This window comes from Flavobacterium sp. PLA-1-15, assembly GCF_049060005.1.
In the GTDB taxonomy this organism is placed as follows: domain Bacteria; phylum Bacteroidota; class Bacteroidia; order Flavobacteriales; family Flavobacteriaceae; genus Flavobacterium.
In genome coordinates this window covers 112521-139119 of record NZ_JBMGQS010000002.1, presented here as the reverse complement: position 1 = coordinate 139119, position 26599 = coordinate 112521, and the positions used below count along the sequence as shown (strand labels likewise).

Annotated in this window: 23 protein-coding genes, 1 tRNA gene and 1 other RNA gene; 8 read left to right on the top strand and 17 right to left on the bottom strand. The window is 36.7% G+C overall.

What is annotated here, in order from left to right:
- Positions 1-18 precede the first annotated feature (18 nt).
- From ppk1 to pyrR, 7 genes are all read right to left on the bottom strand, one after another.
- On the bottom strand, positions 19-2124 hold the full coding sequence (ppk1, locus tag ACI6PS_RS02750; RefSeq protein ID WP_421011019.1) for a polyphosphate kinase 1: 2106 nt from the start codon (positions 2122-2124) through the stop codon (positions 19-21).
- Positions 2124-2609 carry a SixA phosphatase family protein gene (locus ACI6PS_RS02745; protein WP_421011018.1) on the bottom strand — a complete coding sequence of 162 codons (486 nt, stop codon included), beginning with the start codon at positions 2607-2609 and terminating at the stop codon, positions 2124-2126. Before ACI6PS_RS02745 ends, ppk1 begins: the two co-directional genes overlap by 1 nt.
- Positions 2610-2698: 89 nt before the next feature.
- Positions 2699-3340 carry a pyridoxamine 5'-phosphate oxidase gene (gene pdxH / locus ACI6PS_RS02740; RefSeq protein ID WP_421011017.1) on the bottom strand — a complete coding sequence of 214 codons (642 nt, stop codon included), beginning with the start codon at positions 3338-3340 and terminating at the stop codon, positions 2699-2701.
- 170 nt (positions 3341-3510) lie between these two features.
- The gene (locus ACI6PS_RS02735) at positions 3511-4416 is read right to left on the bottom strand and encodes a ribonuclease Z (protein WP_421011016.1); all 906 of its coding nucleotides are present in this window, start codon (positions 4414-4416) and stop codon (positions 3511-3513) included.
- Between the two features lie 43 nt (positions 4417-4459).
- Entirely contained in the window at positions 4460-4792 is a 333-nt protein-coding gene (locus ACI6PS_RS02730; protein WP_421011015.1) for a ribonuclease Z, read from the bottom strand.
- A gap of 34 nt (positions 4793-4826) precedes the next feature.
- Entirely contained in the window at positions 4827-5753 is a 927-nt protein-coding gene (locus ACI6PS_RS02725; RefSeq protein ID WP_421011014.1) for an aspartate carbamoyltransferase catalytic subunit, read from the bottom strand.
- Between the two features lie 27 nt (positions 5754-5780).
- Positions 5781-6320, bottom strand: a complete 540-nt coding sequence (gene pyrR / locus ACI6PS_RS02720; protein ID WP_421011013.1) for a bifunctional pyr operon transcriptional regulator/uracil phosphoribosyltransferase PyrR — start codon at positions 6318-6320, stop codon at positions 5781-5783.
- A 252-nt stretch (positions 6321-6572) separates the two neighbouring features.
- On the opposite strand from pyrR, the gene ACI6PS_RS02715 reads away from it, so the two are divergent.
- Together ACI6PS_RS02715 and ACI6PS_RS02710 are read left to right on the top strand one after the other, a co-directional pair.
- Entirely contained in the window at positions 6573-8012 is a 1440-nt protein-coding gene (locus tag ACI6PS_RS02715; protein ID WP_421011012.1) for a sensor histidine kinase, read from the top strand.
- Between the two features lie 99 nt (positions 8013-8111).
- On the top strand, positions 8112-8279 hold the full coding sequence (locus tag ACI6PS_RS02710) for a hypothetical protein (RefSeq protein ID WP_421011011.1): 168 nt from the start codon (positions 8112-8114) through the stop codon (positions 8277-8279).
- Between the two features lie 61 nt (positions 8280-8340).
- Here ACI6PS_RS02710 and ACI6PS_RS02705 read toward each other — a convergent pair whose 3' ends face one another.
- On the bottom strand, positions 8341-9960 hold the full coding sequence (locus ACI6PS_RS02705) for an ABC-F family ATP-binding cassette domain-containing protein (protein ID WP_421011010.1): 1620 nt from the start codon (positions 9958-9960) through the stop codon (positions 8341-8343).
- Positions 9961-10167: 207 nt separating this feature from the next.
- On the opposite strand from ACI6PS_RS02705, the gene ACI6PS_RS02700 reads away from it, so the two are divergent.
- Positions 10168-11571 (top strand): TlpA family protein disulfide reductase, encoded by a 1404-nt coding sequence (locus ACI6PS_RS02700; protein WP_421011009.1) that lies wholly within the window; start codon positions 10168-10170, stop codon positions 11569-11571.
- A gap of 118 nt (positions 11572-11689) precedes the next feature.
- Here ACI6PS_RS02700 and fsa read toward each other — a convergent pair whose 3' ends face one another.
- The 4 genes from fsa to ffs form a co-directional block, all read right to left on the bottom strand.
- The gene (gene fsa / locus ACI6PS_RS02695; RefSeq protein ID WP_421011008.1) at positions 11690-12346 is read right to left on the bottom strand and encodes a fructose-6-phosphate aldolase; all 657 of its coding nucleotides are present in this window, start codon (positions 12344-12346) and stop codon (positions 11690-11692) included.
- Positions 12347-12474: 128 nt separating this feature from the next.
- The gene (locus ACI6PS_RS02690) at positions 12475-12669 is read right to left on the bottom strand and encodes a hypothetical protein (protein ID WP_421011007.1); all 195 of its coding nucleotides are present in this window, start codon (positions 12667-12669) and stop codon (positions 12475-12477) included.
- Positions 12666-13469 carry an SDR family oxidoreductase gene (locus ACI6PS_RS02685; RefSeq protein WP_421011006.1) on the bottom strand — a complete coding sequence of 268 codons (804 nt, stop codon included), beginning with the start codon at positions 13467-13469 and terminating at the stop codon, positions 12666-12668. The genes ACI6PS_RS02690 and ACI6PS_RS02685 overlap by 4 nt, the downstream gene beginning before the upstream one ends.
- 332 nt (positions 13470-13801) lie before the next feature.
- An RNA gene (gene ffs, locus ACI6PS_RS02680) (signal recognition particle sRNA small type) lies at positions 13802-13899 on the bottom strand.
- A gap of 87 nt (positions 13900-13986) precedes the next feature.
- Here ffs and ACI6PS_RS02675 point away from each other — a divergent pair.
- From ACI6PS_RS02675 to ACI6PS_RS02665, 3 genes are all read left to right on the top strand, one after another.
- The gene (locus ACI6PS_RS02675) at positions 13987-15063 is read left to right on the top strand and encodes a glutaminyl-peptide cyclotransferase (protein WP_421011005.1); all 1077 of its coding nucleotides are present in this window, start codon (positions 13987-13989) and stop codon (positions 15061-15063) included.
- 120 nt (positions 15064-15183) lie between these two features.
- Complete coding sequence (locus ACI6PS_RS02670; RefSeq protein ID WP_421011004.1) at positions 15184-15816, top strand: carboxypeptidase-like regulatory domain-containing protein; 633 nt, start codon at positions 15184-15186, stop codon at positions 15814-15816.
- 11 nt (positions 15817-15827) lie between these two features.
- Positions 15828-15968, top strand: coding sequence for an SsrA-binding protein (locus ACI6PS_RS02665; RefSeq protein WP_421011003.1), 141 nt, complete (start codon positions 15828-15830; stop codon positions 15966-15968).
- On the opposite strand, the gene ACI6PS_RS02660 is transcribed toward ACI6PS_RS02665, so the two are convergent.
- A complete protein-coding gene (locus ACI6PS_RS02660) occupies positions 15965-16477 on the bottom strand; it encodes an adenine phosphoribosyltransferase (protein WP_421011002.1) in 513 nt (170 codons plus the stop codon). The two genes, ACI6PS_RS02665 and ACI6PS_RS02660, sit on opposite strands and share 4 nt — an antisense overlap.
- A 69-nt stretch (positions 16478-16546) precedes the next feature.
- Between ACI6PS_RS02660 and ACI6PS_RS02655 the strand changes: the two genes are divergently transcribed.
- Both ACI6PS_RS02655 and ACI6PS_RS02650 read left to right on the top strand, forming a co-directional pair.
- Positions 16547-16620 (top strand) — tRNA-Arg (locus tag ACI6PS_RS02655).
- A 94-nt stretch (positions 16621-16714) separates the two neighbouring features.
- Entirely contained in the window at positions 16715-17920 is a 1206-nt protein-coding gene (locus ACI6PS_RS02650; RefSeq protein WP_421011001.1) for a phage integrase SAM-like domain-containing protein, read from the top strand.
- On the opposite strand, the gene ACI6PS_RS02645 is transcribed toward ACI6PS_RS02650, so the two are convergent.
- The 4 genes from ACI6PS_RS02645 to ACI6PS_RS02630 all read right to left on the bottom strand — a co-directional run bounded on the left by ACI6PS_RS02645 (position 17909) and on the right by ACI6PS_RS02630 (position 26571).
- Entirely contained in the window at positions 17909-19708 is a 1800-nt protein-coding gene (locus ACI6PS_RS02645; protein WP_421011000.1) for a hypothetical protein, read from the bottom strand. The genes ACI6PS_RS02650 and ACI6PS_RS02645 overlap by 12 nt on opposite strands.
- Positions 19686-21713 (bottom strand): hypothetical protein, encoded by a 2028-nt coding sequence (locus ACI6PS_RS02640; RefSeq protein ID WP_421010999.1) that lies wholly within the window; start codon positions 21711-21713, stop codon positions 19686-19688. The genes ACI6PS_RS02645 and ACI6PS_RS02640 overlap by 23 nt, the downstream gene beginning before the upstream one ends.
- Before the next feature lie 146 nt (positions 21714-21859).
- Positions 21860-22282 (bottom strand): hypothetical protein, encoded by a 423-nt coding sequence (locus tag ACI6PS_RS02635; protein ID WP_421010998.1) that lies wholly within the window; start codon positions 22280-22282, stop codon positions 21860-21862.
- Positions 22279-26571: a phage tail tape measure protein gene (locus ACI6PS_RS02630; protein WP_421010997.1), complete on the bottom strand. Its 4293-nt coding sequence runs from the start codon at positions 26569-26571 to the stop codon at positions 22279-22281. Before ACI6PS_RS02630 ends, ACI6PS_RS02635 begins: the two co-directional genes overlap by 4 nt.
- Between the last annotated feature and the right edge of the window lie 28 nt (positions 26572-26599).

Sequence of the window (26599 nt, the reverse complement as noted above, 5' to 3'; positions counted from 1 at the left end):
TCGAATTCTAATTCTTAATTATAATTTTTCTGTAATTACCTCCAGCTTGTCACGGTAATAATTATAGGTTTCCAATTGAGCTCTAAAGATTGGATTTTGTCCACGAACCCGGTACTTGTTATCTAATTTTTCTGAATGAAGACGCGCCTTCACGTTTCCTTTCCATCCAATATTAAAATTATCGATTAGCTCTTTTTTAATATCCTTGTCGTAAATCGGACAGGTTACTTCTACTCTTCCGTCGAGATTTCGGGTCATGAAATCCGCAGATGAAATAAAGACTTCCGGGTCGCCAGCATTTCCAAAAATATAAACTCTTGAATGCTCCAGATAATTATCAACAATACTGACAGCTTCAATATTTTCACTCATTCCCTTAACGCCAGGAATCAACGAACAAATACCTCGGATTTGCAATTGAATTTTTACTCCTGATCGACTTGCATCATACAATTTATCGATCATTTTAAAATCCGACAAACTGTTCATTTTCAATTTGATGTATGCTGCTTTTCCAAGATGTGCGTTCATTATCTCACGGTCAATCAGGCGATAAAAACGCGTTCTTGTATAATGTGGCGAAACAATTAAATGCTTGTACCGGTGCAACCTGTAATTAATATTGAAAAAATCAAAAATCTTCGAAACGTCTTTTAAAATCTGCTGATGGCTGGTTAAAAGCGTCACATCGGTATATACTTTTGCAGTAGATTCATTGAAATTTCCAGTTGAAATAAGTCCGTATCTTCTGATTTTTCCTTGTTCCATTCGTTCAACGAGACATATCTTGCTGTGTACTTTAAGTCCTTTCACACCAAAAATCAACTCAATCCCTTCCATCTGCATTTGTTCAGAATAGGAAATGTTACTGGCTTCATCAAAACGGGCTTGCAACTCAATTTGTACCGTTACTTTTTTTCCGTTTTTAGCAGCATTTACAAGCGAACTGATGATTTGAGAGTTTTTGGCCAAACGGTATAAAGTAATCTTTATAGCCGTAACTTTCGGATCCAAAGCCGCTTCACGCAAAAACTTTACGATATAGGAAAACGATTGATATGGTGCATTCACCAAATAATCTTTCTGTCTGATTTTTTCCAAAATACTGCCTTCCAAACTCAAGCCTTCGACCGGCAATGGCGTATTGGATTGGTACAATAAATCAAATCTTCCGAGGTTTGGAAAATCCATATAATCGCGTCGATTATGATACCTTCCTCCTGGAATGATACTATCGGTAGAATCAATATGCATTTTTGAAAGGAAGAATTTCAAGGTGTCTTTTCCTATCGATTGATCATACACAAACCGAACAGGCTCACCAATTCTCCTGTCTTTTACACTGGTAGCAATTTTTTCGAGCATACTTTTACTCAAATCACTATCAATTTCCAACTGTGCGTCTCTAGTGATTTTGATCATGTGAGCATCAACACTTTCATAATCAAATATGTTAAAGATATGGCTTAGATTATATCGGATAACATCGTCTAACAGAATAATATACTGCTTTTCATTGTTTGATGGAAGTACCACAAATCGGTTGATGGTTTTCGGAATTTCGATAACCGCATAATGCACTTCGGATTTTGGTTTTACCAATCCCAACATCGAAGATTTCTCTTTTGGTTTCATCACCAATTTCACAGCAAGATAACCCGAAGTATCTTTTAATATTGGAAATTCAGCCAAATCATTCAAGATGATGGTTACCAAAGCCGGACTTACTTTCTGAATGAAAAAATCGTTTACAAAGTTTTCCTGCTCTTTAGATATTTCCTTTTCATTTATTATAAAAATATTTTCTGCTTCGAGCTCTTTCTCAATTATGCTAAGGATTCTCAAACTCTCCGATTGCTGCTGAATTACAATTTCTGTAATTTCCTTCAATAATTTTTCTGCTGAAATTCCGCCAAGCACTTTTTCGCCAGACAATCCTGCAAGACTCAATCTTCGGATTGCGGCAAAACGAACTCTAAAAAATTCATCTAAATTATTGGAAAAAATTCCTAAAAAACGAAGCCTGTCCAGCAATGGAACTGCCGAATCTCCGGCCTCTTGAAGTACTCTTGCGTTAAATGAAAGCCAACTTTTTTCTCTATCTGTGTATCTATTTTCTACCATTATCGTTTTAAATGTCTAGGAAAAATCATCTTCTTAATCTCGCCTTTATCAATGTCTTCCCATGAATTGACCTCAAAATTAATTGAAACAAAGCCTGAAGTAGGAACATTCTCTACAAAAACATCGGTAAATTTATTAACAAAATCCGTGATTGCCTCATTGTGACCAAAAAGAATAACACAATCATAACTATCACTGCAGGATTTTATGACTTTTAAAAGTTCCTTGCATTCAAAAGTATAGAGTTCATCCTTGTAGATGATACTTTCTAAAGGACATGAGATATTCTGCGTAAAGATGGTTGCCGTTTCCGAAGCACGCTTTGCGGTACTGCTCCAAATGATAAAGGTTTTAGGCAAATATTGTAAAATTTCGGAAGAAACCAAATGCGCATCTTTAACGCCCCGACTGGACAATGAACGGTCCTTGTCGCTAACGGCATACCAGCTCGATTTGGCGTGTCTAACTATTATTAAATTTTTCATTATGGCTATAGTCGGTTAAAATACAAGCCTAAATTTAAGCATTAAATTCTAAAGTTAGTTCGCTTGAAGTATTTATTATTCCAAAGAATTCAAGGCGAAAGCCTATCAATTTTCCAAGAAAAATCATCTTGCAATTTATAACGTATTCGGTCGTGAAGTCGGTTTGGGCGGCCTTGCCAAAACTCAATTTCTACAGGTTTTACAATGTATCCGCCCCAGTAATCCGGACGTGGAATTTCTTTTCCTTCAAAATCCTTTTCCAATTGGTAAAGCTTTTGTTCCAATATTTCTCGTGATGCAACGACTTCGCTTTGGTTGGAAACGATTGCTCCAAGTTTGCTTCCATCCGGACGGCTTTCGAAATAACCATCGGAAAGATTTTCGGGAATTTTCTCCGCTTTTCCTTTTATGATGACCTGACGTTCAAAAGAATGCCAGAAAAACGAGAGGCAAATATTTGGATTATTGGCGATTGCTTTTCCTTTTTCGGAATTGTAATTGGTATAGAAAATAAAACCTTCGTAAGTGAAACGTTTCAACAAAACCACTCGCGATTTAGGATAGCCATCCAAACCAAAAGTAGAAACGGTCATGGCATTGACTTCTTCGGTCGAACCAAAATCTACTTCGTGGAACCATTTCTGGAATAAATTAATGGGATCTTCGGGAAGATTGTCTTCTATGAGTTCGCTTTTTTCGTAGGATCTTCTGTAATTGCTTAAGTCTTCCATTTCTTGAGTTACTGAGTTGCTAAGTTACTGAGATTTTTGGGAAAATGATAATCTCTATAGCCCCGATTGTAATGAAAATCCTTTTCTTTTTTTAATTCAAAAAAAAGAAAAGATTGTAATGGAAAGCGGGAAAAAGGATTATTCTCTGCCCAAGCTCTTCGCTCCAAATTTTAAAATTCGAATGTCTTGCCGTCGTCGGACAAAAGGACGTTTGGGAAAATGGTTTCGGCTTCTTCCTTGAAGAGCTCAATTGAAGCATATCGGGTGGAATAATGCCCCATAATCAGCTGTTTCACATTGGCTTTCAAGGCAATCGTAGCCGCCTGTTTGGCAGTTGTATGCATTGTTTTCTCAGACAAATGCGCTTCGGTTTCCAAGAAAGTCGATTCGTGGTAAAGGATGTCGGTGTTTTCAATTATCGGAATGATGCTTTCGTCGTAAACGGTATCGGAACAGAAGGCATAGCTTTTTGGCGGAATCGGATGGAATGTAAGTTTTTCGTTGGGAATTATGGTTCCGTCTTCCAATTCGATGTCTTTTCCGTTCTTTATTTTTTGGTAATAACAGGTTTCGATGTTGTAGTTTTGAATGGCATTCATGTCGAGTTTTCGGTCACCTATTTTTTCCTGAAACAGGAATCCGTTAGTGTAAACCCTGTGTTTTAGTGGAATTGTCTTTACAATAACTTTTTCGTCTTCAAAGATTACATCGCTTTCGCTGGAAGTCAATTCGTGGAAATATAAATTGTAAGCCGTGTAAGAATTGGATAATTTCAATTGCAAAAGAATGACTTCCTTGATGCCTTTTGGCCCGTAAATATGCAAATCGGTGGTTCTTCCAAGCAACATAAAAGTTGAAATCAAGCCGATCAATCCATAAAAATGATCGCCGTGAAGATGCGAAATAAATACGTGGTTGATTTTTGAAAACTTGACTTTGTTTTTGCGCAATTGCACCTGAGTTCCTTCGCCACAGTCAATTAGAAAAAGCCTATTTCTTATTTCTAATACCTGTGAAGTTGGATTGGTAAACGTTCGAGGTGTTGCGGCATAACAGCCAAGTATGGTAAGATTCATTAAGGATTTTAGATTTTAGATTACTGATTTTAGATTTCAGATTCTAAAATCCTAAATCTCTTTCGATTTCTTCCATTTCGATGATATCGTGCGCTTCGAGCAATGTTGGGACAACGGTCATCTTTGCAGGAACTTCATTAAAATCGATGTCATTTGCAACGATAACGAATGATTTCTTAGCTTTTTTATGGACTTTACATAAATCTGAAAACAATTTTATATCTTTTATTTTCAAATCGTTATACTTGGAAACATCAACAATTAGATTATGTGATTGAAAGGTTTTGAATTCGCTTGTGAGTTTCGTCAGAAATCCTCCCAAATCGCCTTGAGTATCTTTTATGGTTGTGGTATGTCCTTTGGTTTCTACTTTCATTGTGGAGTATATTTAGTCAAAGATACGAAGTTTGTTATTTTATTTTTGAAGCCAAAAGATAAATTACCGCCATCCTTACCGCCACACCGTTTTCTACCTGATCCAAAATCACCGACTGTTGCGAATCGGCAACGTCCGATGAAATCTCTACGCCACGGTTGATTGGACCTGGATGCATGATAATGATTTCCTTATCCAATGAATCCAACAAAGTTTTGTCAACACCATATTGCTGGGCATATTCTCGTGTTGAAGGAAAATAATTCACATCCATCCTTTCGTTTTGAACGCGGAGCATATTTGCTACATCACACCATTCTAGTGCTTTGATTAAATTCGGCTCGACCGTAACTCCCAATGATTCGATATATTTCGGAATCAATGTTTTAGGCCCACATACTTTTACTTCGGCACCTTGCATTTGCAGTGCATAAATGTTTGAAAGCGCCACTCTTGAATGTAAAATATCACCAACAATAACCACTTTTTTTCCGGCAACTTCGCCTAAACGTTCCCTAATGGTAAAACTGTCCAATAATGCCTGTGTTGGATGCTCATGAGCTCCGTCTCCAGCATTTACGATGCTTGCCTTTACATTTTTGGAAAGAAAATAGGCTGCACCAGGATTTGAATGCCGCATTACCACCATATCCACTTTCATTGAAAGAATATTGTTTACAGTATCAATTAAAGTTTCGCCTTTTTTAACGGAAGATTGTGCCGCCGAAAAACTGATCACGTCTGCCGAAAGGCGCTTTTGAGCCAATTCGAACGAAAGCTTAGTTCTGGTACTGTTTTCAAAAAATATATTGGCAATCGTAATGTCACGCAAGGAAGGAACTTTCTTTATCGGACGGTTGATGACTTCTTTAAAATGATCGGCAGTTTCAAAAATGAGGTCAATATCGTTCTTGTTGATATATTTTATTCCTAATAAATGATTTACGCTTAATTCGCTCATTTTGATATGTGTTGTATATTGTGTGTATTAATTTGTAATAAGAGTAACGACATCTTCACCTTCGTTTTCGACCCAGCTTACCTTTACTTTTTCGTTGTTGATGGCATCCACTTGTCTTCCACGATAATCAGGTTGAATAGGCAAATGACGGCTGAAACGTCTGTCGATTAAAACCAAAAGTTCAATTTCTGAAGGTCTTCCAAATGATTGAATCGCAGTCAAGGCCGAACGAATGCTTCTTCCTGTATACAAAACATCATCAATAAAAATGACTTTTTTTCCTTCTACAAGAAAATCGATTTTGGTTTTATTAGCTTCAAGCGGTTTTTCAGTTCTTCGGAAATCATCCCTGAAGAAGGTGATATCCAGATAACCGATATTGATTTTACTGACGTTGTATTCGTTTTCTAATATTTGTCGTAGTCGCTCGGCCAGAAAAGTTCCGCGAGGTTGAATACCCACTAAAATAGTATCCGAAAAATCCAAGTGTTTCTCAATTAACTGACAAGCCAAACGATGAAGGATGATATTGACTTCCTTTGAAGTGAGCAATATTTTTTGACCCATAATGCTTTGTTGTTTGGGAGGTAAAAGTAACTAAAAATTTTGAAAATTTTAAGCCGCATTCCTAGAATCTTTCTTTCAAAAAATTTTATACCTATAAATATAATTCTTATTTTAGTAGTCCTAAATTACCACCAGTTTAATGCTTTTAAAAATGAAAACTATGTTCTTGAGCCATCCAAAACGGTTTGATTATATGTTTGGTACTTTTAAAAAAGATTCACTTTCAATGTATATGCTTAAAAGTATAGTTAAATGAAGAGATTTATACGCTATCGCATAGAAATTTTATTCACAATTGCTATAATCGTTCTATTATCGCTTTCTGTATTTTCTTACATCAGAATCAACAACTTAGTGAAAGCTTCGGGATTGGTCAACCATACCACTACGGTGAAATTAGAACTTGAAAATGTTTTCTCAACCGTTGCAGATATGGAATCCGGCCATCGTGGTTATATTTTGGCAAAAGACATAGGGTTTCTTACTCACTTCAATAGCCTTATTTACGGCACTCAATTGAAGCTTAAAGAAATAAAGACCTTAACCGCTGATAATCCTGAACAGCAATCAAATTTTTCAAAATTAGAAATGTTGGTCAATACTCGAATCGACCAGATGAAAGATGCGGTGCTACAATCCAGATCCTCAGAAATTACACCCGAAACATGGAGGAAAGGCAAAATAACAATGGATGAATTGAGGGATCATATTGATAAAATGATGGACCAAGAGGCCTTGTTGCTAAAAGAACGAACCACTTCTTTAACACAAGAAACAGTGCTTACTCCTATCTTTACTATTGTGATTATAATTTGTTCTCTTTTGGTTTTATTTGTTTCCTATTTTGCAATTACCAAGGAATTAAAAATTTCAAATGTATTGAGGAATGATTTAGAATACAGAAAGAAAGAGCTTTTAAATCTGAACGAATCACTTCGAAGCAGTAATAATTCCCTGCAAGATTCAAATATCTCACTTGAAAAAATGAACAAGGAATTGGAATCGTTCACCTACATTTCCAGTCATGACCTACAAGAACCTCTGCGGAAAATCCAGACTTTTATTTCTATGATAATTGACATGGAAGAAAATTTATCGGAAAATGGCAAAAAGTTTCTCGTTCGATCGCAAGAATCTGCTTTTAGGATGCAAAATCTTATCAGGGATTTATTGGCCTATTCAAGATTAAAAACAGAATCTTTTCCGGTGGAAGCTGTAAATCTTAAAACGTTAATCGATGAAATAAAAGACGAACTTTCGGAAGAAATTGCTCAAAAAAACGTTTCCATAATTACAATAGGAGAAAATGAAGTACAAATAATTCCGTCTCAATTCCGGCAGTTGCTTATTAATCTTATTTCTAATTCCATTAAATTTTCTGATAAAGAAAAACCACAAATCATTATTCAAAATACTACGGTGAAAGCTTCTGAAATTCCAAATCAAGAAGTAATTCCAACCAACAATTTTTATTCTAAAATTACGGTTACGGATAATGGTATTGGCTTTGACGCTCAATTTAAAGACCGAATCTTTGAAGTCTTCCAACGTCTTCACGATAAAAAAATTGAAGGAACCGGTATTGGATTGGCAATTGTCAAAAAAATTGTCGAGAACCATTATGGTTTTATCTTCGCCGACGGAAAAGTGGGTGAAGGTTGCGTATTTACAATCTATATTCCTGTAAACTGATTGCTTTTAAATCCTACAACTTATTGCTATAATTCTGTAATATGATTCTTTATAAAGTTTGAGATATTTGCTATATCGATAACCTAAAAAACAGAAATTATGAGAAATTATATTTTAAGAATTAGCTTGATGTTGATGGTCTTATTTACTGCAACAAGTTGTGAAGTAGTTGAAGGAATCTTTAATGTAGGCGTTGGTGTTGGTATTTTCATTGTGATTGCCATTCTCGCCGTCATCATCTGGATTGTAAGCAGGTTCAGAAAATAATAAAAATAAAAAATCCCATTTCGATTTAAACTGAAATGGGATTTTTTTTATGATTTAAAGATTACAGATTGTACATCTTCTTTCTCAATTCCTGTACTTTTTCATCGTCAAGATAATCATCAAAAGTCATGTAACGGTCGATGGCTCCATTTGGCGTAAGCTCCACTACTCGGTTACCTACAGTTTGAGCAAACTCGTGGTCATGCGTCGTAAAGATAACCGAACCTTTGTAGTTTTTCAATGAATTATTGAAAGCTGTAATCGACTCCAAATCTAAGTGATTCGTCGGTTCGTCAAGCATCAAGACATTGGCTCTTTGCATCATCATTCTCGAAAGCATGCAACGCACTTTTTCTCCTCCAGATAAAACGCGACTTGTTTTCAAAGCTTCTTCTCCAGAGAAAATCATCTTTCCAAGGAAGCCACGGATATATACTTCGTCACGTTCTTCTTCTGTTTTTGCATATTGTCGCAACCAATCCACCAAGGTCAAATCATTTTCAAAGAAAGAATGATTCTCTGCAGGCAAATAGGCTTGAGTGGTGGTAATTCCCCAATCAAAAGTACCAGAATCCTGTGTTTGGTTTCCGTTTAAAATTTCGTAGAAAGCAGTCGTAGCTCGGGAATCTTTAGAGAACAAAACAATCTTATCTCCTTTTGCCATGTTCAAATCAACACCTGTAAACAATGTTTCACCATCTACTGAAGCGCTTAAATTAACCACATTCAAAATCTGATCCCCAGCTTCTCTTTCCTGATCGAAAATAATCGCAGGATAGCGACGGCTTGAAGGTTTGATTTCAGAAATATTCAGCTTGCTGATCATTTTTTTACGAGAAGTTGCCTGCTTAGATTTTGCAACGTTCGCACTAAAACGACGTATAAATTCTTCCAACTCCGCTTTCTTTTCTTCCGCTTTCTTGTTTTGCTGTGCTCTTTGCTTCGCTGCCAATTGGCTCGATTCGTACCAGAAGGTATAATTCCCGGAATAATGGTTTATTTTTCCAAAATCAATATCCGAGATATGTGTACAAACCGCATCCAAAAAGTGACGGTCGTGCGATACAACAATAACGGTGTTCTCATAATTAGCCAAGAAATGCTCCAACCAAGCGATGGTTTCAAAATCCAAGTCGTTGGTAGGCTCATCCATAATCAGCAAATCTGGATTTCCAAAAAGTGCCTGTGCCAAAAGGACACGAACCTTGAGCTTTCCTTCCAAATCACCCATCAAAGTATAGTGGTTGTCTTCTGTAATGCCTAAACTTGAAAGCAAAGAAGCCGCATCAGAATCGGCATTCCAACCGTTCATCTCTTCAAATTGCACCTGCAACTCTCCTATCCTATCGGCATTTTCATCTGTGTAGTCCAAATAAAGCGCATCCATTTCTTTCTTAACGGCATACAGGATTTTATTTCCCATCATAACCGTTTCAAGAACCGTATGCTCATCAAACATATTGTGGTTCTGGTTCAAAACCGACATACGTTTTCCTGGCTCAAGGTGGATATGTCCCGAAGTTGGATCCATATCGCCTGAAATTATTTTAAGAAAAGTAGATTTTCCAGCACCGTTGGCTCCAATTACTCCGTAAATATTGCCGTGTGTAAAAACGGTATTTACTTCATCGAACAAGATCCTCTTGCCAAACTGTACTGATAAATTATTTACTGTTAACATTGATTGTATTTTTTAAAAAGTTTTGCAAAAGTACGAAAAATAGTTTAGAATTGTAGCAGTGAATTACACGCCAAACTTGGACAATTACCCCTGCTTCATTTTATTTTAAACCAATCTATATAAATAAGTTGAAACTCTTATTTAACGATGCATTAACAGTAAAATCACTTCCAAGTAAATATTTTTGTTTCACCATAACATTCTACAATGCATAACTTAAACGTTAGACTACTCTTATCTCTTTCATTGGTTTTGGGGTTCTGCTCCTGCAATAAAAAATTTAAGGACGATAATTTCACGGCTTATTTTGGTGGAGAAGTAACAAACCCAACGAATCGATATGTGCTTTTTTGCAAGGATTCAGAGGTTATTGATACCATTCCGCTAAACGAGGATAATACTTTCTTTAAAACGTTTGACTCGCTCGCTCCAGGCTTATATTCTTTTAAGCATGAGCCTGAGTACCAATATGTATATTTTGACAAGAACGACAGTTTGATGGTTCGAATCAATTCGCAGGATTTTGATGAATCCATCATCTTTTGCGGAAGAGGCGAAGAAAAGAACAACTTCATGATGGAATTGTATCTCAAGAATGAAGACGACAAGAACAAATTGTTTGAAGTGTTTGATTATGATTTGCAAAAATTCTCAAGCAATATTGATTCTTCCTATAAATCCAAAGAAACCTTCTACAACAAGAAAAAAGAAGAACTAAAATGGAGCGAGGATTTTGACAAATATGCCAAAGCTTCGTTGGATTTCTTCCATTATTCCAAAAAAGAAATTTATCCAATCGTACACCAGATGCGAACTGGCGAAAATATCGAAGACAAATTGCCAAAGGATTATTATGATTTCCGAAACAACATCGACTTCAATAATGCTGATTTTACAAATTTTTCTCCATTTGTACGTTATCTTTCCAATATGATGAACAATGTGGCGACCGACAAGGAGTTTGCCAACGTTTCTGAAATTGACAAGGCACTTGAAGTGAACATCAAGAAGTTGAACATTGCCGATACCCTTTTTAAGAATGAAAAAATCAAAAATATTGTACTGAATAATATTGCATTTACCTATTTATTGGAAGACCAAAACATTGTAAACAACAAGAAATTCCTAGACAAATACCATTCTCTATCAACTGACAAGGACCAGCATAATGAGATTGTTAAGATTGGAAATGCCATCCAATCCTTGAAGACCGGAAATGCTTTACCAGAAGTAAATTTGGTTGACGTTGATGGAAAAGTACAATCCATAAGATCAATCATCAAGAAGAAAACCGTTCTCTTTTTCTGGACAAAGAACTTGGAATCGCATTTGGTTGCGGTGCATAAAAAAGTTTTGGAATTCCAGAAGAAACATCCAGATTATGATTTTGTAGCGATTTGTGTGGATGAGAATCAGGCCAAATGGAAAGCTTCACTTGCCAATTATAAATTCAAAGGTATCAAAGAATACCGCGCAGATGATTTTGAAGACCTGAAGGAAAAATGGGTGGTCAATAAAATCCACCGAACAATCCTAACGGATCAAAATGGAAAAATCGACAATGCTTTTGTGAGTTTATTCGATTTGAAGTTTGAGCAACACTTGAGGTAAGTTTCAGTTATCAAAATTCGGAATTAGATATGCAAAAAGGCGATTTTAAAATTTGAAAATCGCCTTTTTGCTTATGTTATTTATTGTTCATCTCAATACTGAGATTGAAAACCGAATACTATTTATTTCCTTTCTCGAAGTCAGCGATAAATTGTGCCAATCCGATATCTGTCAATGGGTGCTTCAATAAACCAGCAATTGCAGAAAGTGGTCCAGTGATAACATCTGCACCAATCTTAGCACAATTGATGATGTGCATCGTATGACGAACTGAAGCCGCCAAGATTTCTGTTTCGTAACCGTAGTTATCAAAAATCAAACGAATTTCTTCGATCAGAGCCAAACCATCTGTAGAAATATCATCCAAACGACCAATGAATGGCGAAACATAAGTAGCTCCCGCTTTTGCAGCCAATAAAGCCTGTCCAGCAGAAAATACCAACGTAACATTTGTCTTGATTCCTTTATCAGAAAAATATTTACATGCCTTGATTCCTTCTTTTGTCAAAGGCAATTTCACTACGATTTGATCGTGCAAGTCAGCCAATTCCTCCCCTTCCTTGATCATTCCCTCGTAATCAACAGCGTTCACTTCTGCACTTACATCACCGTCTACAAGGTTGCAGATGTCTACATAATGCTTCAAGATGTTGTTTTTTCCTGTGATTCCTTCCTTTGCCATCAACGATGGATTTGTAGTTACACCGTCTAAAACGCCTAATTCCTGTGCTTCCTTGATTTGTGCCAGGTTTGCCGTGTCAATAAAAAACTTCATATCTATTATATATTTAATTGTGTGTTTATTTTTCTTCCCACAAAGACAAGAAGTCGTTAAATTATCCTTTTAATCTTTGGGCCTTTTGCGACTTTGTGGCTATTTTTAAAACGTTGCGAAATTACAATTTATAATTTCTTTTCAGAATTGTTTTTATTTAATTCTTTCAACTCCTCTTTTATTTCCCTCAGCAAATTTTCAATATCCTCTTGATTTTCTTCGATTACATTGATCTTGCTAAAAGTTTTGGCTATTGAACGAACTACATACCAAACAAAAACAACTACAAGAATCCCTATGATGGGTTGCATTACTTCTCTCATAACTTATAATGATTCATCAACATTTTTTCATACACTTTATCCGGCAGGATGCGCTTTAAGACAATCGAAAACTTCTGCATAAAAACGCCTACCTTATAATGTACTTTCGGATTTGGAGTCTTGATAATCTTATAAACCGCTTCAGCCATTTCGTTTGGATTGCTTCCTGAATCTACGTGTTCGTCCATCATTTTCAACGTGTTTCCGTAAGGAACCGCATAATCCGAGCCTGGAATCAACGGAGCGTGGAAACGTCCTGAAGCAATGTTGGTCGCAAAGTCGCCTGGAGCAACATTCGTAATGTGGATCCCCATTGATTTTACTTCCATCCGCAAGGCTTCTGTAATCAATTCCAAAGCGCCTTTTGAAGCGGAGTAAACACTTCGGTACGGCAAGCCCATATAGCCTGCGATTGAGGTTACATTTATAATAAGTCCAGATTTTTGCGAACGCATCTGGGGCAGAACGGCTTTCATAACTTCTATTGGACCGAAGAAATTGGTTTCGAAGTTGTTCTTGATTTCAGAGGTTGGAATTTCCTCCAAAGGTCCGGTGATGCCCACTCCTGCATTGTTGATGACCACGTCCAAGCGTCCTGAAATCTGGATGATCTTAGCCACTGCTGTTTGGATGCTTTGCACATCTCGAACATCGAGTGCTACCAATGGAAATACAGAATTGAGCACTTTCACTGGATTCCGGCTGGTTCCGTAAACGATGAAACCTTTGTGGTGCAGGAATTCGCCTATTGATTTTCCGATTCCGGAGGAACCTCCTGTGATGAGTATTACTTTGGACATTTTATTTATTTGATGATTTGGTAATTTGATGATCTCAAATTGTGTTCAAATTTAGTGTTTTGGATTTTTTATTTGATGAATTTCATTGAAAATTTAAACCATTAAGAAATCTAAGATTTATTAAGATTTTACTTTGAAGTATATCGACAGTATTGGTCCGAAGTTAAAAGAATGCCTTTTGATTTTAATCTAGCCCTGACTGGAGGGAAAATCCTTTTTATTTTTTTCTTTAAAAAATAAAAAGATTTGGAAGGAAGGCAGGAATATGGTTCAAAAGGAAACCCTTCATTTTGCTCCAAAAAAAAATCCTCCAACAAGGGAAGATTAAAAAAAAATGGCAAGCTACCTACATCGCACCGCTCAACCACGTACCCTTGCTGTGTTCCCACCCTGGGGGAGTCTGCAGGAGCTGGTCGTGTAGGACTTGCCGGTGCAAATATACAATCTTTTTGTATTTTTGCAAGTGTAAAAGCGCATATTCATTATGTTTGTATATTGCATAAATTTAAATTCAATCATGAAAAATCATAACTTACTATCAGTCATTTTATTAGGCTTGACAATTTTTAGCTGTGGGGACGAAAATAATTCCAAAAAAAGTCATTTCAGCTTTGATGGAGCGCAACTTCAGGAACAATACAAGCCGGGAGAGTCGATTGATATGGGGATTTTGAATGCCGAAAACAAAAAAATTGACAGTATTGTTTACTATGTGAACAACAAAAATATCGGTTCGAAGAAAGGTGCCGAGAAGATCGCGTTTGATCTGACCAATGAAAAACTGGGTTATAAAAACCTGAAAGCGCTGGTTTACTTTGAAGGCGAGCACCAGGAAACGGAAACACGAGTAGAATTGGTTTCGGGCATCCAACCGAAATTATTGTCGTACGAAATTGTGAATGTCTATCCGCATGACATCAAGGCCTATACGCAAGGTTTGGAATTTTACCGCGACACGCTGTTTGAAAGCACAGGCAATGGCGCTGGAAACTCTACGGGTATCAGAGGGATTTCGAGCTTGAGAAAAACCGATTATAAAACGGGTAAAGTCTACAAGCAGGTTGATCTGGAAAATAACATGTTTGGCGAAGGAATGACGGTTTTGAACAACAAGGTATATCAGCTGACCTATAGAGAAATGACCGGTTTTGTATATAATGCAGACACTTTCAAGAGGGAAAAGACCTTTAAATATTTCCGCCAGATGGAAGGCTGGGGATTGACGAACGATGGAACAAACCTTTACCAATCGGACGGAAGTGAGAAGATTTGGATTTTAAATCCTGAGACTTTGAAAGAGGTTGACAATATCAATATCTACACCGGTTCGGCAAAAGTGAAAAATGTCAACGAGTTGGAATGGGTGGATGGAAAAATCTACGGAAACGTGTACCAGAGAGATGCCATTGCCGTTATCGATCCAAAAACGGGTGCTGTTGAAGCTATTTTGGATTTAAAAGATTTGAAAACAAAAGTATTACAACATCCTGATGTTGATGTCTTGAACGGAATTGCCTATAATGCGAAAACAAAGACTTTCTTTGTTACGGGAAAGAACTGGGATAAGATGTTTGAAATCAGAATCAAGGAGTAAATCTTATAAGATAATTATTTAATTGCAGGCTATACAGCCTGCAATTATTTTTTATATTTGTTTATGTCCAAAATCAATTACATAACAATCCCTAAACCTTGCAAGCAAAACTGGCAAGAAATGTCTGTTGCTGAAAAAGGAAGGTTTTGTACTTCTTGCCAAAAGGATGTTTTTGATTTTACAAATTCATCAGACAGGGAAATCGCAAATGCTCTAAAAAATAATAAAAATATTTGTGGAAGGTTTAATGTTTCCCAAGTCAATAGAGAATTAATTCTACCGAGCAAAAAAAACTCACCTTGGATAATAATTGCCACTTCGGCAATTAGCTTTCTAGAGCTTGGCAATATTGAGATGCAAGCACAAGAAACTATAACGATTGAACAGACTGACACAAAGAAACCGCATGATAGAAAAACAAAACTTAGTAAAGAAAAAGATTCTCTAGAAGTTTCCGGGACTATTTATGATGAGCAGAATATTCCTTTGCCTGGAGCCAGTATTCATATAAAGAACACACTAAAAATCAATCAGACTGATTTCAATGGGAACTTTACGATAAAAGTTAAGGAAGGAGATAAACTATCTATTTCTTATATCGGTTACAAAACAGAAGAATTAATAATTAGTTCAAGAACAAAAGCTTTAAAAATATCTTTACAGGCGGAAAGCATTCTTTTAGGAGAAGTCGGTTGTCAGAGACGTACTTTCTTCGGCAGAATATTCAACAGCATTGGAAACATCTTCAGATAAATAAATATATTATGTTTAAAATCCTAGCAAAACTAAACAAGTGGCTGCTCCCGAATTATACCAAGCAGGGTTTGGACCTTGCCAAGGCGACCAAATTCCAGATGGCCATTATTGGTTGGAAATATTATGTCACCAAAAAGGCGCTGGATTAATAGACCAAAGGGGAATAGATTTCGTATTGGCTGATCTTGTTTCTACCGTTTAGGAACGATAATTCCATCAGGAAATTGAACTGCACAATTTCGCCTCCTAATTCTTCCACCAATTCTGCTACGGCTTTTGCGGTTCCGCCTGTCGCGAGCACATCGTCGTGGATCAATACCTTCTCGCCTTTTTGAATGGCATCGGTGTGGATTTCGAGCGTATCCGTACCGTATTCCAATTCATACGAAGCCGAAATTACAGCAAACGGTAATTTTTTTGGCTTTCTTACCGGAACAAAACCAACCCCCAATTCCTGCGCCAACAACATCCCGAAAAAGAAACCACGGCTCTCCACTCCTACTACCTTGTCGATCTTTTTGTCGCGTAAACTACTCACTAACAACTTTAAACATTCCTTTCTGGCTTCCGGATCGTTGAGCAGTGGCGTTATGTCCTTAAAGTTGATTCCCGGTTTTGGAAAATCTTGTATGCCGCGGATGTACTGGTCTATTGACATTTTTTTAATTTTATATTGATTTTGATTTGCAAGTTACGCATATTTCCCTATATTTGCACCCGAATTAAAGGCCTCGTGGCGCAACTGAATAGCGCATCTGATTACGGCTCAGAAGGTTACTGGTTTGAATCCAGTCGAGGTCACTAGCTTTAATTAAAAAGCATTGTAAGCACACTAAAATAAGGGGTTTCCCGAGTTATAGTGTGCTTTTTTATTACCCAAAAAATTTACAATGCCATGATTTTAAGCAATTCCGAAAGATTATTTGACACAATCGTTGACACAAAACGATTTTCTGTGACAACAACATGTACAATTAAGGCGAGAGCCTATGTAAACAAGGCCGGGCAATCTCCACTCTACCTGGATGTAGCCGGAAATTATGAAAGGGAAAGAATCCCTCTTGAGATCGATATCAATGCAAAGCTATTTGACCAGAAAAAGCAAAGGCTTGATAAAAAGCATCCGAATGCCCAGGATTTAAATTTGCTTTTAGAAAAGATAACATCTAAGTGCAGTGATATCAAGATTCATTTTAGGCTTAATGACATCCTATTAACACCAAAACTCTTTAGAGAAGCATGGACCGGTGGATTATCTCGAGTAAATTTCGTTGCCTATTTTGAAAAAAAGCTTGAAGATGACAGACACAATTATGGAAGCAAGGGCACCTACAGGAGATATCAAGCTGTAGGGTTCAAATTAAAAAAATTCAATCCACACATCCCATTCAATACGATTGACGACAAATTCTTTGAAAGCTTCAGGAATTGGTTAGCCGTAAAAAAAAGAAATAAGAAAACAACGCAGAACAGTAACATTATTGTTTTGAAAAAATTCTTAAGATTGGCACAGAAAGATGGCATTAAATTGATGCTCGACTTGGATGATGTCAAGGGAGGTTCAATGGTTGGAAATAGGGCTTATCTTAATCCTGAAGAACTACTTAAATTGTTCAAATTCTATGAAGGTTCGAAAATAAATTATTCTGAAAGACTTACTTTGGGATACTTTCTTTTTTCATGCATGACAGCAATGCGTCTCAGTGACGTAATGAAAACTGACAGATGTGATCTTTCTTTCAATGAAATTGCCTTTGTCAACACAAAAACCACAAAGGATCAGAATCTTAAATTGAATCTCAAGGCTCAGGAAATTGTCACAGGAAATGAAGATCTGTTCGTAGAGAAATATACTCCTGAAGCAATGAACAGGCTGTTGAAGGTTATTGCAAAAAAATGCAAAATTAAAAAAACAATTTCCTTTCACGTTGCCAGGCACACATTTGCCACATGCTTTTTGAGAAAGGAAATTGGCGGTGATGTTCAATCACTGCAGAAGTTATTGAAGCATTCAAAGATAACCACAACAATGATCTACGTGCACATCTTGGAAACCGAAGCGAATGAACAAGTATTTTTTATGGATAAACTATTTAAATGATTCGGTTTCGATTTCAACTTCATATATATCAGGCTCTATTTGAGTGCGAATTAATGATTTTATATAGTGAAGATTTTTGTACGCATAGATTTTGGATTTGACTGTCAAGCTGAGAATGTCAGCACTGAAAGCTTTGAAGGACCACTTATATGCTTGAGAATTTATTCTAAAGTTGAACCAAATAAACCAGTTTGTCAAATGTATTGCCGGCATTAGAATTTCAACCGGATCCAAGGTTTTATTTTTTCCATTTGTCAGACCAGGATAGACAACCGCATATACTTTTGAAGTATTATATTCGAAACTGTGTGCGGTTTCAATTCCGTTTCTATTTAATAAAGGAAGTGGTAGGGCATTAACTTCAATCGTATTTGTTTTTTTATTTTCAACGTAGTCCGAATAAACATACCCGGATTTGCTGTGAAAAACTGAATCATATTTATAGTTATATGTATTGCTTTCCAAGTCCTGAAATTTAAGTAGGAACGACATTCCTTGCTGGGCTTTTCTAAGTGGTGTCTTTACTTCATACTTTTCAAGCGAAATCATATTATCAAAGTCCATCTGATTTTGAATCCTGTTCATTATTACACGATTTCCATCGATGTAATAATCATAATTTCTCCAGTTACAAACCATGGTGAAATATTCTCCAAAAGTCATATCCGGAACTGCCCTGGTCAAATCAATTTTATCCTCATTTTGTATTACAGGAATCGATTGGCCAAACTCATCATATTCATCGAGCATCATTACCTCGAGACTGAAAATAATATTCTCAATGTCTATTTGACTTACAGTCGTAATGGTCAGAATGTTTACATCTGAATTTGTTGTTTCAAAAAAAACTTCAAGTGCCACATATTCATCCGTTGTATCATTATCATAAATTACCACTCCATTAAATGAGACCTTTACATTCCCTAAAAACGACGAGGGTAATATTCTTTGGACAGATCCTTGAAGGACATACTTGCCCCATCTGTCTACATTAATAATTGCCTGATAAAATCCCCAGCTAGGACCTTCTGGTGGCGACGATATATATTCATCGCCCATCATGAAAATTGATAATTCTGGTGGCACTCTTTTTCTGAAGTATTCTACCGGAGCATACGCCGCATTATTCAAAAGCTTTTCATCCGTCAACACATCTCCTTCTAAAACATAGCTGCCAAGCCCGGCTTTTATCAGATACAGGAAAAACGGAACGGGTTGCATTATATTTCTATTGTATGAGAGGATTTCTTCAGAATCGAAATCATTGCGGACAAACTCACCATTTCTATAACAATTGATCATTTCTTGAAATTCGGACCACAAATCGTCGTCTTTTGAAAACTGATCGGTGTGGATAGCAGGGAAGCAAAAATCTACTTCAGGATATGTTTTATCAATCATTTCCTTTGCAAACTCATAAATGTCTTTACCCACCAAATCGAACTTATGCAATGGAAGTTCCGAAAGCTTCTTATTCCAGGAAGGAAATTCCTCCAGACCATACTCGAAACTACACTGAAGCCTCTTACCTTCTATCTCAAGTATTTCAAATTCTGCATCGTGAATCCTGTCGTTTTCATAATACATTGCTTTATACAACGTTTCAGGAGAAGTGTTATCTGAGGAAAGAAAGCCGAAAGCAATGTCGAGCTCATCCGTCATATCAATATCAAAAGGATACGTTACTTTTGAAGTAAATGAATCGGAGAACCAGCTATTTTCCTCTGTATCCGTAATTTTATATGGTGTTAAATCTAATTCAAAATTAGAACCTATAAGTTTCTTCATTGGTTTCTGGATTAATTTGAAATTCTAATGTGTAGTCTATCAATTCTCGCTCGGAATCCTCATTGACTAAAGATTGGTTCAATGGTCGCAGAGAAACTTTCTTTTCCTTTAAACCTATCCAAACATTTTTAGAGCGCATCAAGCTTTCAATGCTGTCCACCTGAGTTTTGAGAATCCAACCTGTATTTATTGTAACTTTAGCTACTTTTGTTATATCAAGGTATTCAAGCTGAGAAACAAAATCTTCATAATTGTTGGCAGAAACAAAAGTGAAATCAGATTTGATTGTGAAGTTCCCATGGCATTCGATACTGCTCTTCAATAAAAAAATATCCTCCCAAATAATATGGTTGGAATATTTTCCTTCAGGAATAACATAAAAAATTAATCTATCAGTTTCTCCAGTTTCATTCTTTAAAGAAACCTCAATTTTATCGCCCTGGTTAAATTCTTCAAAAAACAGTTTCTTTGTCATAATATGACCGTCTGAAGGCAACAACATCTGATTGCTGTATTCAACCCCATTTTTATACACCAAAAAATTAAATTCACCTGCAGGAACGAGAATATTGAAATACTTGAATTCATTCTTTGTCACTCGCTCTGGCATCCGGTTGAACTTTAAAAATCCGAATTTTGAAAAACCCTCACTCAAACCCGCAACAAAAAGAAATTCATCAGAATTCTCACTCCTAATGAGTGTGTTGTCAGACAAATTTCTTTCTTCAAAAAACATGGTAACCTTCGCAGGCTTATACTGAAAGATGTTTTCATCTGGTTTTTTATTTTTATTCAATAACTGATGAATCCTCCTGCCTATATTTATTTTTGCTTTTCCTTGAAATAATCCTATTTTCTCCGGAACAGAATAATTCTTTTCCAAGCCCGTGAAAAAATCAAATGTTTTAACTTCCGTTTTCATTTGTATGTAAGTTGCGCTATTGAAGCTTAGCAAAGAGATTGATTTTTTATCTAAAGTAAAAGCAAACTGTCCATACTCATAGGGTATTGAGGTAAGATCGTCAATTTGATACCTGATTATTGTTGTTTCAATTTTTTCAATGCCTCCTATTACCGCAGTCACTGTAACGTGTCCGATATAAATACCGGCTTCAAGGTTAAAGGTTGACATTGTTGTTACTCTTAAAACTTGCTCTGGTTGACCATCAATCAAAGTTTGTTCAACAGTAACAGTAAGCCAAGGCGAATACGTTAGAACATAGCCAGGAACATTACATGTAAAAATTATATTTTGAGGTGCAGGATCGTTTACATTCTTAATCGCAATAAAATTTAATTGGTCCGGGGAAAGCTCCAGAACCTGAGTAAACAATTTCCTTACCCTTACATCCACATAATCGACTATAACCGAACCTGATTTCACTTTTAATTGATTGATAAAAAGAGTGATTGGTATAGTTCCCGGAGCAGATGGCTGATCAAAAAAGTTTGTCAGTGTAATACTGACTGTCTTTTCGCCAGTACCAGATGCTATCTGAAAATTACCAGTTTCATCAGATACATTTTGAATTGTTACTGAGGGATCAGTCGAAAAAAGTAAATATCTAGGAGTTCCCACTAAACTCCAGCTCACACCATTCATTTGTATCTGGTGAGCAGGCGGAACCGTGCCGACAGTGTGGGTGAATATTATATTTTTTGGGGCATAAAAAACCAAATCATCAACGATATGAAGAAATGTATCAAAATTAATATAGCTTAATTCCTGCCACAGTGAGCCACCCGATCTACCCTGCAATGACAAAACCTGCCTAAACTTGTAAATACCCAAAGGCAATAAGTTGATATTTATTAATTCTATCGGAAAAATCAACTCCAAACCATTCTCCTCGATTGATAAATGGCCAAATGTAACCGGCTCACTGGAATCATATGAAAACGGAGCTAACCAGGCAACTACATTGGAAGGTTCAAATTGTTTCAGATATGTCAATCTAAAAGTATCGCATTGAGGATAAGCACCAATGGCATCTTTAATTTTCAATAAAATATTTTCAGGTTCTGGAATACCAGGAATATTTATGCTTTTATAAATGTGCTTTACACTGGGAACAGGTCCCCAATCTTGAAAGATAGGTTGATCATTTTCTACAGTGTTATTGTTGGGATTGGTGTAATTAACTGGCATAATTATAAAGTTTCAATTGGTATTTGACTTAGGATTTGAATGTTTATTTCATTTATGGGTATTATCTCCAGGTCTGTCTCCATCAACCAAACTTCAAAATATAAGTCCGGATGAGGATAAAAAAGAATTCTTTTTTTGAAAGATATTTGCTTGCATCTTAAAACCTTACCAATATTTTCTATCAGCCAATTATAAATCTGAGTCTTGTTTGTTACAAAAACCACATTATTTATACTCCCCAAATCGCCCTGCAATATTGCGCTAGCTTTTCCGGAAAGAATGAAGCCTTCGAGGATATTTTCATTAAATTCCTCATCTTCGCTTTTAGGAAACTTTTCCATTAATTTCTCAATGATGAAATCGCTGATAGCGTTTAATCTAGGTTCTGCGAAAATATTGTTTACTTGATATTTGTTGTAGCTCATTTTTTTTGTTTTGTTTTAAGATCCTCATATACTTTAAATCCATCTTTTAATTCCTTGATGTTGTTTAATTTCCTAGGATCTACAACAGCTTCAAGAGGTCTGGACTTCAAATCATTAATTGCTTCAGTATTTTCGGCGACCACTTTGATTAACAGCTGCATCATGACACCGGTATCTTGAGGCGGATTATCTTCTGGTTTTTTATCTGGAGTGACCCCAGAATATAGCAAACCATCTTTATAATATCCATTTTCGAAACCTTTTACCCCTTGAATTTCGCGTATCAGCGCTTGTTGAACTTCCGGTGATATTTTTGTCCAGGCTTTATTATCAATAACCATTTCCGGCTTATTCCCTTCGGCTACCATTAAAGTGTTTTTTGAAACTAATCCAGATTTTAATTTACCTCCATATTTTGGACGAAACAATTTCCCATCCTGTTCCCTTTGAACATCTACATAATCAGGATACAAACCTTTTTCATATCCCTTTGAAGGAAGTGGGGTCTTCATAATTGTTGCTACCTGCAACGCTCCCATCACACCTGCAATTCCAGCCATAGCCAATCCTAATGGGAAAAATGGTTGCGTTTGCAATGCATTTATTACTGCTAATGCTGTTCCTCCAATTGCATTGGCTATATTGATAGTGCGCTGTCTTTTTGCCTGCTTATACTCCAAATTAGCTTTCTTCATTTCAAGTTCCCTATCAATAGTTTCAATGGCCTTGTTGTATTGATTTTGAGAAATGTAACCGGCATCCAGCTGACGTTTCAATTTATTTTTCTTAGCATCAGAAGTTTTCTCGAATTTTTTCAGCTGAGCATTTTCATTCGCTGAAACAAATTCAGAATATTTACTCCATAAATTAGTTAGTGCCTGAACGGCGAAAAGCATAGAATTAATGCCATGCTTACCTTCTTGAAGATTAGCATAAAACTGTTCCCAATTTTCTGGTGTAAAACCAAGTATGTCAGTTCCGGCACCACCCAACCCTAAAGATTTTAGGTTTTCCTTTACATCTCCACTTCCATTTAATTGGTTTTTTTTCGCTATAAGTTCAGCAAGTGTTAGTCCTACTTTTTCAGCTTCACGAGTGAATTCTTCAACCTGTGCTGGTGATAAAAGTGATAAATCGAAATTTGTAAACTTTCCTTTTCCAGCTATACTATTGAGACGGTCTATTAATACTCGTAGGTATTCTTCTTCATTCTTTAATTCTTCTTCAGCAAACTGTTTTCTTAATTCTATTTTTGCGCGTTCATTATTTCCTAATGTTGCTAACTCTTCATTGAATTTTGTAGCGCGAAGAATTTTCTGCTGTTCATAATCAGCTTTTTCCTTTTCTAAATGTTCATTGGCCGCCTTTTCCTGAATAGTGCCAATTCTGAGTTTTGTAAGTTCTTCCTCATAACAAATCTGATCATTAATATCTTTTTGTCTGGCCAACAATAACCTTTGCTGATTTCGAATAGAGGTTACCTTTTTAGTATCACCATCTTTCTGTGCCTGGAGAAGATCGACATTTAGTTTTTCCATCAGAATATTGATGGATTCGTTTGTCATTTCCAGATCATGAATTTTTCGAGTATGGTTCAATTTCTCAAGCGCCAACTGCTTTTCATAGCCGTCAACCATCAAATTAATTTTGTCTTCTTCAGATTTAAGATAAGCCTGGAACAATTCCTCTCGAGCTCGACGTTCTGCCTCTAAATAGGAATCATCATATTTTTTCTTTTTCTTTCCTTCATCCGTTCCTGGTACCCAAGTGTTCGGTTTTGCTTCTGAACTATTTAGGTCATCGATTGCAGCCGTCATCAAATCGCCTTCAAGCGCTTTCATTTGTGCTTCAATTTCAGACAAAGCAGCTTCTTTTTCATCCAAATAGGATTCTTTCATGAATTTTTCTACAAGCTCATTGAATTTTTGCTTGTTCACCAAAGTGGCTCCAGTGTTCTTATCGGTCCTTTTTCCTATTTCATTACCGAAAGTTTCTAATACATATTTCTCTATTTCAGATCTATCTTTGAATTGCTGTATCTTTTGATTACCATCCCATTTGGAACTGTACCACTTATCTTCACGGAAATCCCTTCCTTTTTTATTTTCTACATCAAGCTTTTGCCTCGCTAATTCTTCAAACTTGGTTTGTGCTGCCTTTGCTCGAGCATTTCTGTAAAGTTCATCTGTATACTTCTTAAGGATATCGGTTCCTTCCATCAATTTGATATTCTCAAGCGTAAGTACACCGATATGATCAGGAATCAGTTGATTTAATTTTTCAAGTGCCTTTATACGAGTTTCTTCTGCAACATTTTCATCCTTGACAATTTTCTCCAGTAGTTCAACTTCTTTTTTCTGAGCAGCAATATTTTTTGTGGCTTCTAAATGAACCCCTGATAGTGTTTTTTGTACCGCGGTTGCATTATTTGCGCTTTCTGAAAATGCCCAATATGCAACTCCAACTGCAGATATTAAGGAAAGGAATAATCCCCAGGGAGTTGTCATCATGGTTGCTGTCATTACTCTTAATGCCTGAGTGGCACCACGTATATTTCCAGTTAACAACATTGTTGTAGCGGCATAGGCTTGTGTCGCAATCATTGAAATACCTTCAGCGAAAGCACGAGCTCTGACGGCTAGATTATAAAGCACAGTTCCTTGAGTGCTCCTTCCTGTCCATAACACTACTAGTTTTTGCCAAGTCACATTGGTAATAATTGCGGCAGTTACCACAGCAATTGCTTTTGCGAGAAATGCAAGAGTGTTTCTCCATTTCTGACCAGAACCATCGAGATCTTCAGTAGCTCCCACGACACGACCAAACCATTCAGCCGCTTCGGCTAATTTGTTTACAATTGTCTCTGATGAAAATGCTGCTGTTATCTTTTTGCCAATTTTCTCGAGAGTAGCAGCGAGGTTATTATTCTTAATGTTATACTCTTCTGTCAAAGAGGTTCCATCATTAAGGGACTTGTTTGCCAGATCAATTTTTTCACGGAATAAAGCAACATTTTCTGAAGCTGCACCAAGAACCATTTTTACTTCATTATCATTCAGCTTTAAATAATCCAATACTTGAGACAGTTCAGTAAGACTTAAACCTTTAAGAGAATTAGCAAACTGGAGAAAAAATTCCGTAGGATCAGTATTCAACAAATCTTTAATTTTCCCTTCAGAAACACCCATCACCTTAGCGAATTGAGGAAAATCCCTAGATGCAATCGAAATAACCTTGCCGTAGTTATTTCCTGCAATTTCTGCTTTAAGTCCTGACTCCTCAAAAGCGGCTCCCAAACCAAGTGCCTGTGCAATACTCGGTTTTAATTTTCCTGGCAAAGCTCCAACCCTTGTCGTAAACGCTGCTAGGTTTTGCTCGGTAGCGGTACCATCGGCACCAAGATCATTAATGGCAGAACCTACGGCGTTGAATGCCGTCTCAACGCCCATGTTTTTAATTTCGGCATAAAGATTCTTAATCTTTCCTAGTTTGTCGGCCACTTCTTCCGGACCGCCCTCAAACGAATCCCCTAGCGCTACCGCAGCCTTATTCATTACAACCACAAAATCCTGAATTTCCCTTTTTGCTATACCGAGACGACCACCGACTTCAGCAATTCCTAAAAGTTCAATTCTCTTGGTTCGTGAAACCAGTGCACCGAATGACTTAGTGAGCTCATCAACCTCGGTTTTTGTCATTCCGGTGGTCTTCATGACATCCGATTGAGCATCGGATAACTTGGCATTAAAATCTATTGCTTTTTGGAGCGATAAGACAACTCCGGTAAACATGGCAATTATAGAAGCGCCCAAAGCGGCATACCTGTTGAATCCATCGGCAATTGAGCCTATTGACACACCTGCACCTTCTGCCTCACTAGAAAGCTCACTTATACGGTTTTTGACTTCCTCAAGTTCTTTCTTGTATTTTTTGTAAGCCTCACCGTTGGGAATTGCATTTCGCAATTTCATTTTTAAAAGATTGGCACGATCACCGAGCTGCTTCATTGTTAATCCGGTTATCCCGATTTCCCTTTGAAGCTCAATCATACGTGCCTTATTGGCATTGATTGCTTTTGAGTTTTCCTTTATGGTGGCGGTAAGCTTCTTATACTCCTCAGTTTCTTCCTTACCTTGTTTCTGTAGTAGTTTTTTGCGAAGAAGAAGTGCTTTATTTTCTTCACTGAGCTTTCGAGTAGATTTTTCTAAATCTAATAATTCCTTTTGCGCATCATTACCATTGATAATAATGTTTAATTTAATATCCTCGTCAGTAATAACTTTGCCCATTGGTACATTTTTGCCCAATGTTACGAAT

What these genes read in the sequence shown, in the direction of transcription:
- ppk1 (WP_421011019.1), bottom strand. Translation starts at nt 2,124, where the DNA reads ATGGTAGAAAATAGATACACAGATAGAGAAAAAAGTTGGCTTTCATTT.
- ACI6PS_RS02745 (WP_421011018.1), bottom strand. Translation starts at nt 2,609, where the DNA reads ATGAAAAATTTAATAATAGTTAGACACGCCAAATCGAGCTGGTATGCC.
- pdxH (WP_421011017.1), bottom strand. Translation starts at nt 3,340, where the DNA reads ATGGAAGACTTAAGCAATTACAGAAGATCCTACGAAAAAAGCGAACTC.
- ACI6PS_RS02735 (WP_421011016.1), bottom strand. Translation starts at nt 4,416, where the DNA reads ATGAATCTTACCATACTTGGCTGTTATGCCGCAACACCTCGAACGTTT.
- ACI6PS_RS02730 (WP_421011015.1), bottom strand. Translation starts at nt 4,792, where the DNA reads ATGAAAGTAGAAACCAAAGGACATACCACAACCATAAAAGATACTCAA.
- ACI6PS_RS02725 (WP_421011014.1), bottom strand. Translation starts at nt 5,753, where the DNA reads ATGAGCGAATTAAGCGTAAATCATTTATTAGGAATAAAATATATCAAC.
- pyrR (WP_421011013.1), bottom strand. Translation starts at nt 6,320, where the DNA reads ATGGGTCAAAAAATATTGCTCACTTCAAAGGAAGTCAATATCATCCTT.
- ACI6PS_RS02715 (WP_421011012.1), top strand. Translation starts at nt 6,573, where the DNA reads ATGAAGAGATTTATACGCTATCGCATAGAAATTTTATTCACAATTGCT.
- ACI6PS_RS02710 (WP_421011011.1), top strand. Translation starts at nt 8,112, where the DNA reads ATGAGAAATTATATTTTAAGAATTAGCTTGATGTTGATGGTCTTATTT.
- ACI6PS_RS02705 (WP_421011010.1), bottom strand. Translation starts at nt 9,960, where the DNA reads ATGTTAACAGTAAATAATTTATCAGTACAGTTTGGCAAGAGGATCTTG.
- ACI6PS_RS02700 (WP_421011009.1), top strand. Translation starts at nt 10,168, where the DNA reads ATGCATAACTTAAACGTTAGACTACTCTTATCTCTTTCATTGGTTTTG.
- fsa (WP_421011008.1), bottom strand. Translation starts at nt 12,346, where the DNA reads ATGAAGTTTTTTATTGACACGGCAAACCTGGCACAAATCAAGGAAGCA.
- ACI6PS_RS02690 (WP_421011007.1), bottom strand. Translation starts at nt 12,669, where the DNA reads ATGAGAGAAGTAATGCAACCCATCATAGGGATTCTTGTAGTTGTTTTT.
- ACI6PS_RS02685 (WP_421011006.1), bottom strand. Translation starts at nt 13,469, where the DNA reads ATGTCCAAAGTAATACTCATCACAGGAGGTTCCTCCGGAATCGGAAAA.
- ACI6PS_RS02675 (WP_421011005.1), top strand. Translation starts at nt 13,987, where the DNA reads ATGAAAAATCATAACTTACTATCAGTCATTTTATTAGGCTTGACAATT.
- ACI6PS_RS02670 (WP_421011004.1), top strand. Translation starts at nt 15,184, where the DNA reads ATGTCTGTTGCTGAAAAAGGAAGGTTTTGTACTTCTTGCCAAAAGGAT.
- ACI6PS_RS02665 (WP_421011003.1), top strand. Translation starts at nt 15,828, where the DNA reads ATGTTTAAAATCCTAGCAAAACTAAACAAGTGGCTGCTCCCGAATTAT.
- ACI6PS_RS02660 (WP_421011002.1), bottom strand. Translation starts at nt 16,477, where the DNA reads ATGTCAATAGACCAGTACATCCGCGGCATACAAGATTTTCCAAAACCG.
- ACI6PS_RS02650 (WP_421011001.1), top strand. Translation starts at nt 16,715, where the DNA reads ATGATTTTAAGCAATTCCGAAAGATTATTTGACACAATCGTTGACACA.
- ACI6PS_RS02645 (WP_421011000.1), bottom strand. Translation starts at nt 19,708, where the DNA reads ATGAAGAAACTTATAGGTTCTAATTTTGAATTAGATTTAACACCATAT.
- ACI6PS_RS02635 (WP_421010998.1), bottom strand. Translation starts at nt 22,282, where the DNA reads ATGAGCTACAACAAATATCAAGTAAACAATATTTTCGCAGAACCTAGA.
- ACI6PS_RS02630 (WP_421010997.1), bottom strand. Translation starts at nt 26,571, where the DNA reads ATGGGCAAAGTTATTACTGACGAGGATATTAAATTAAACATTATTATC.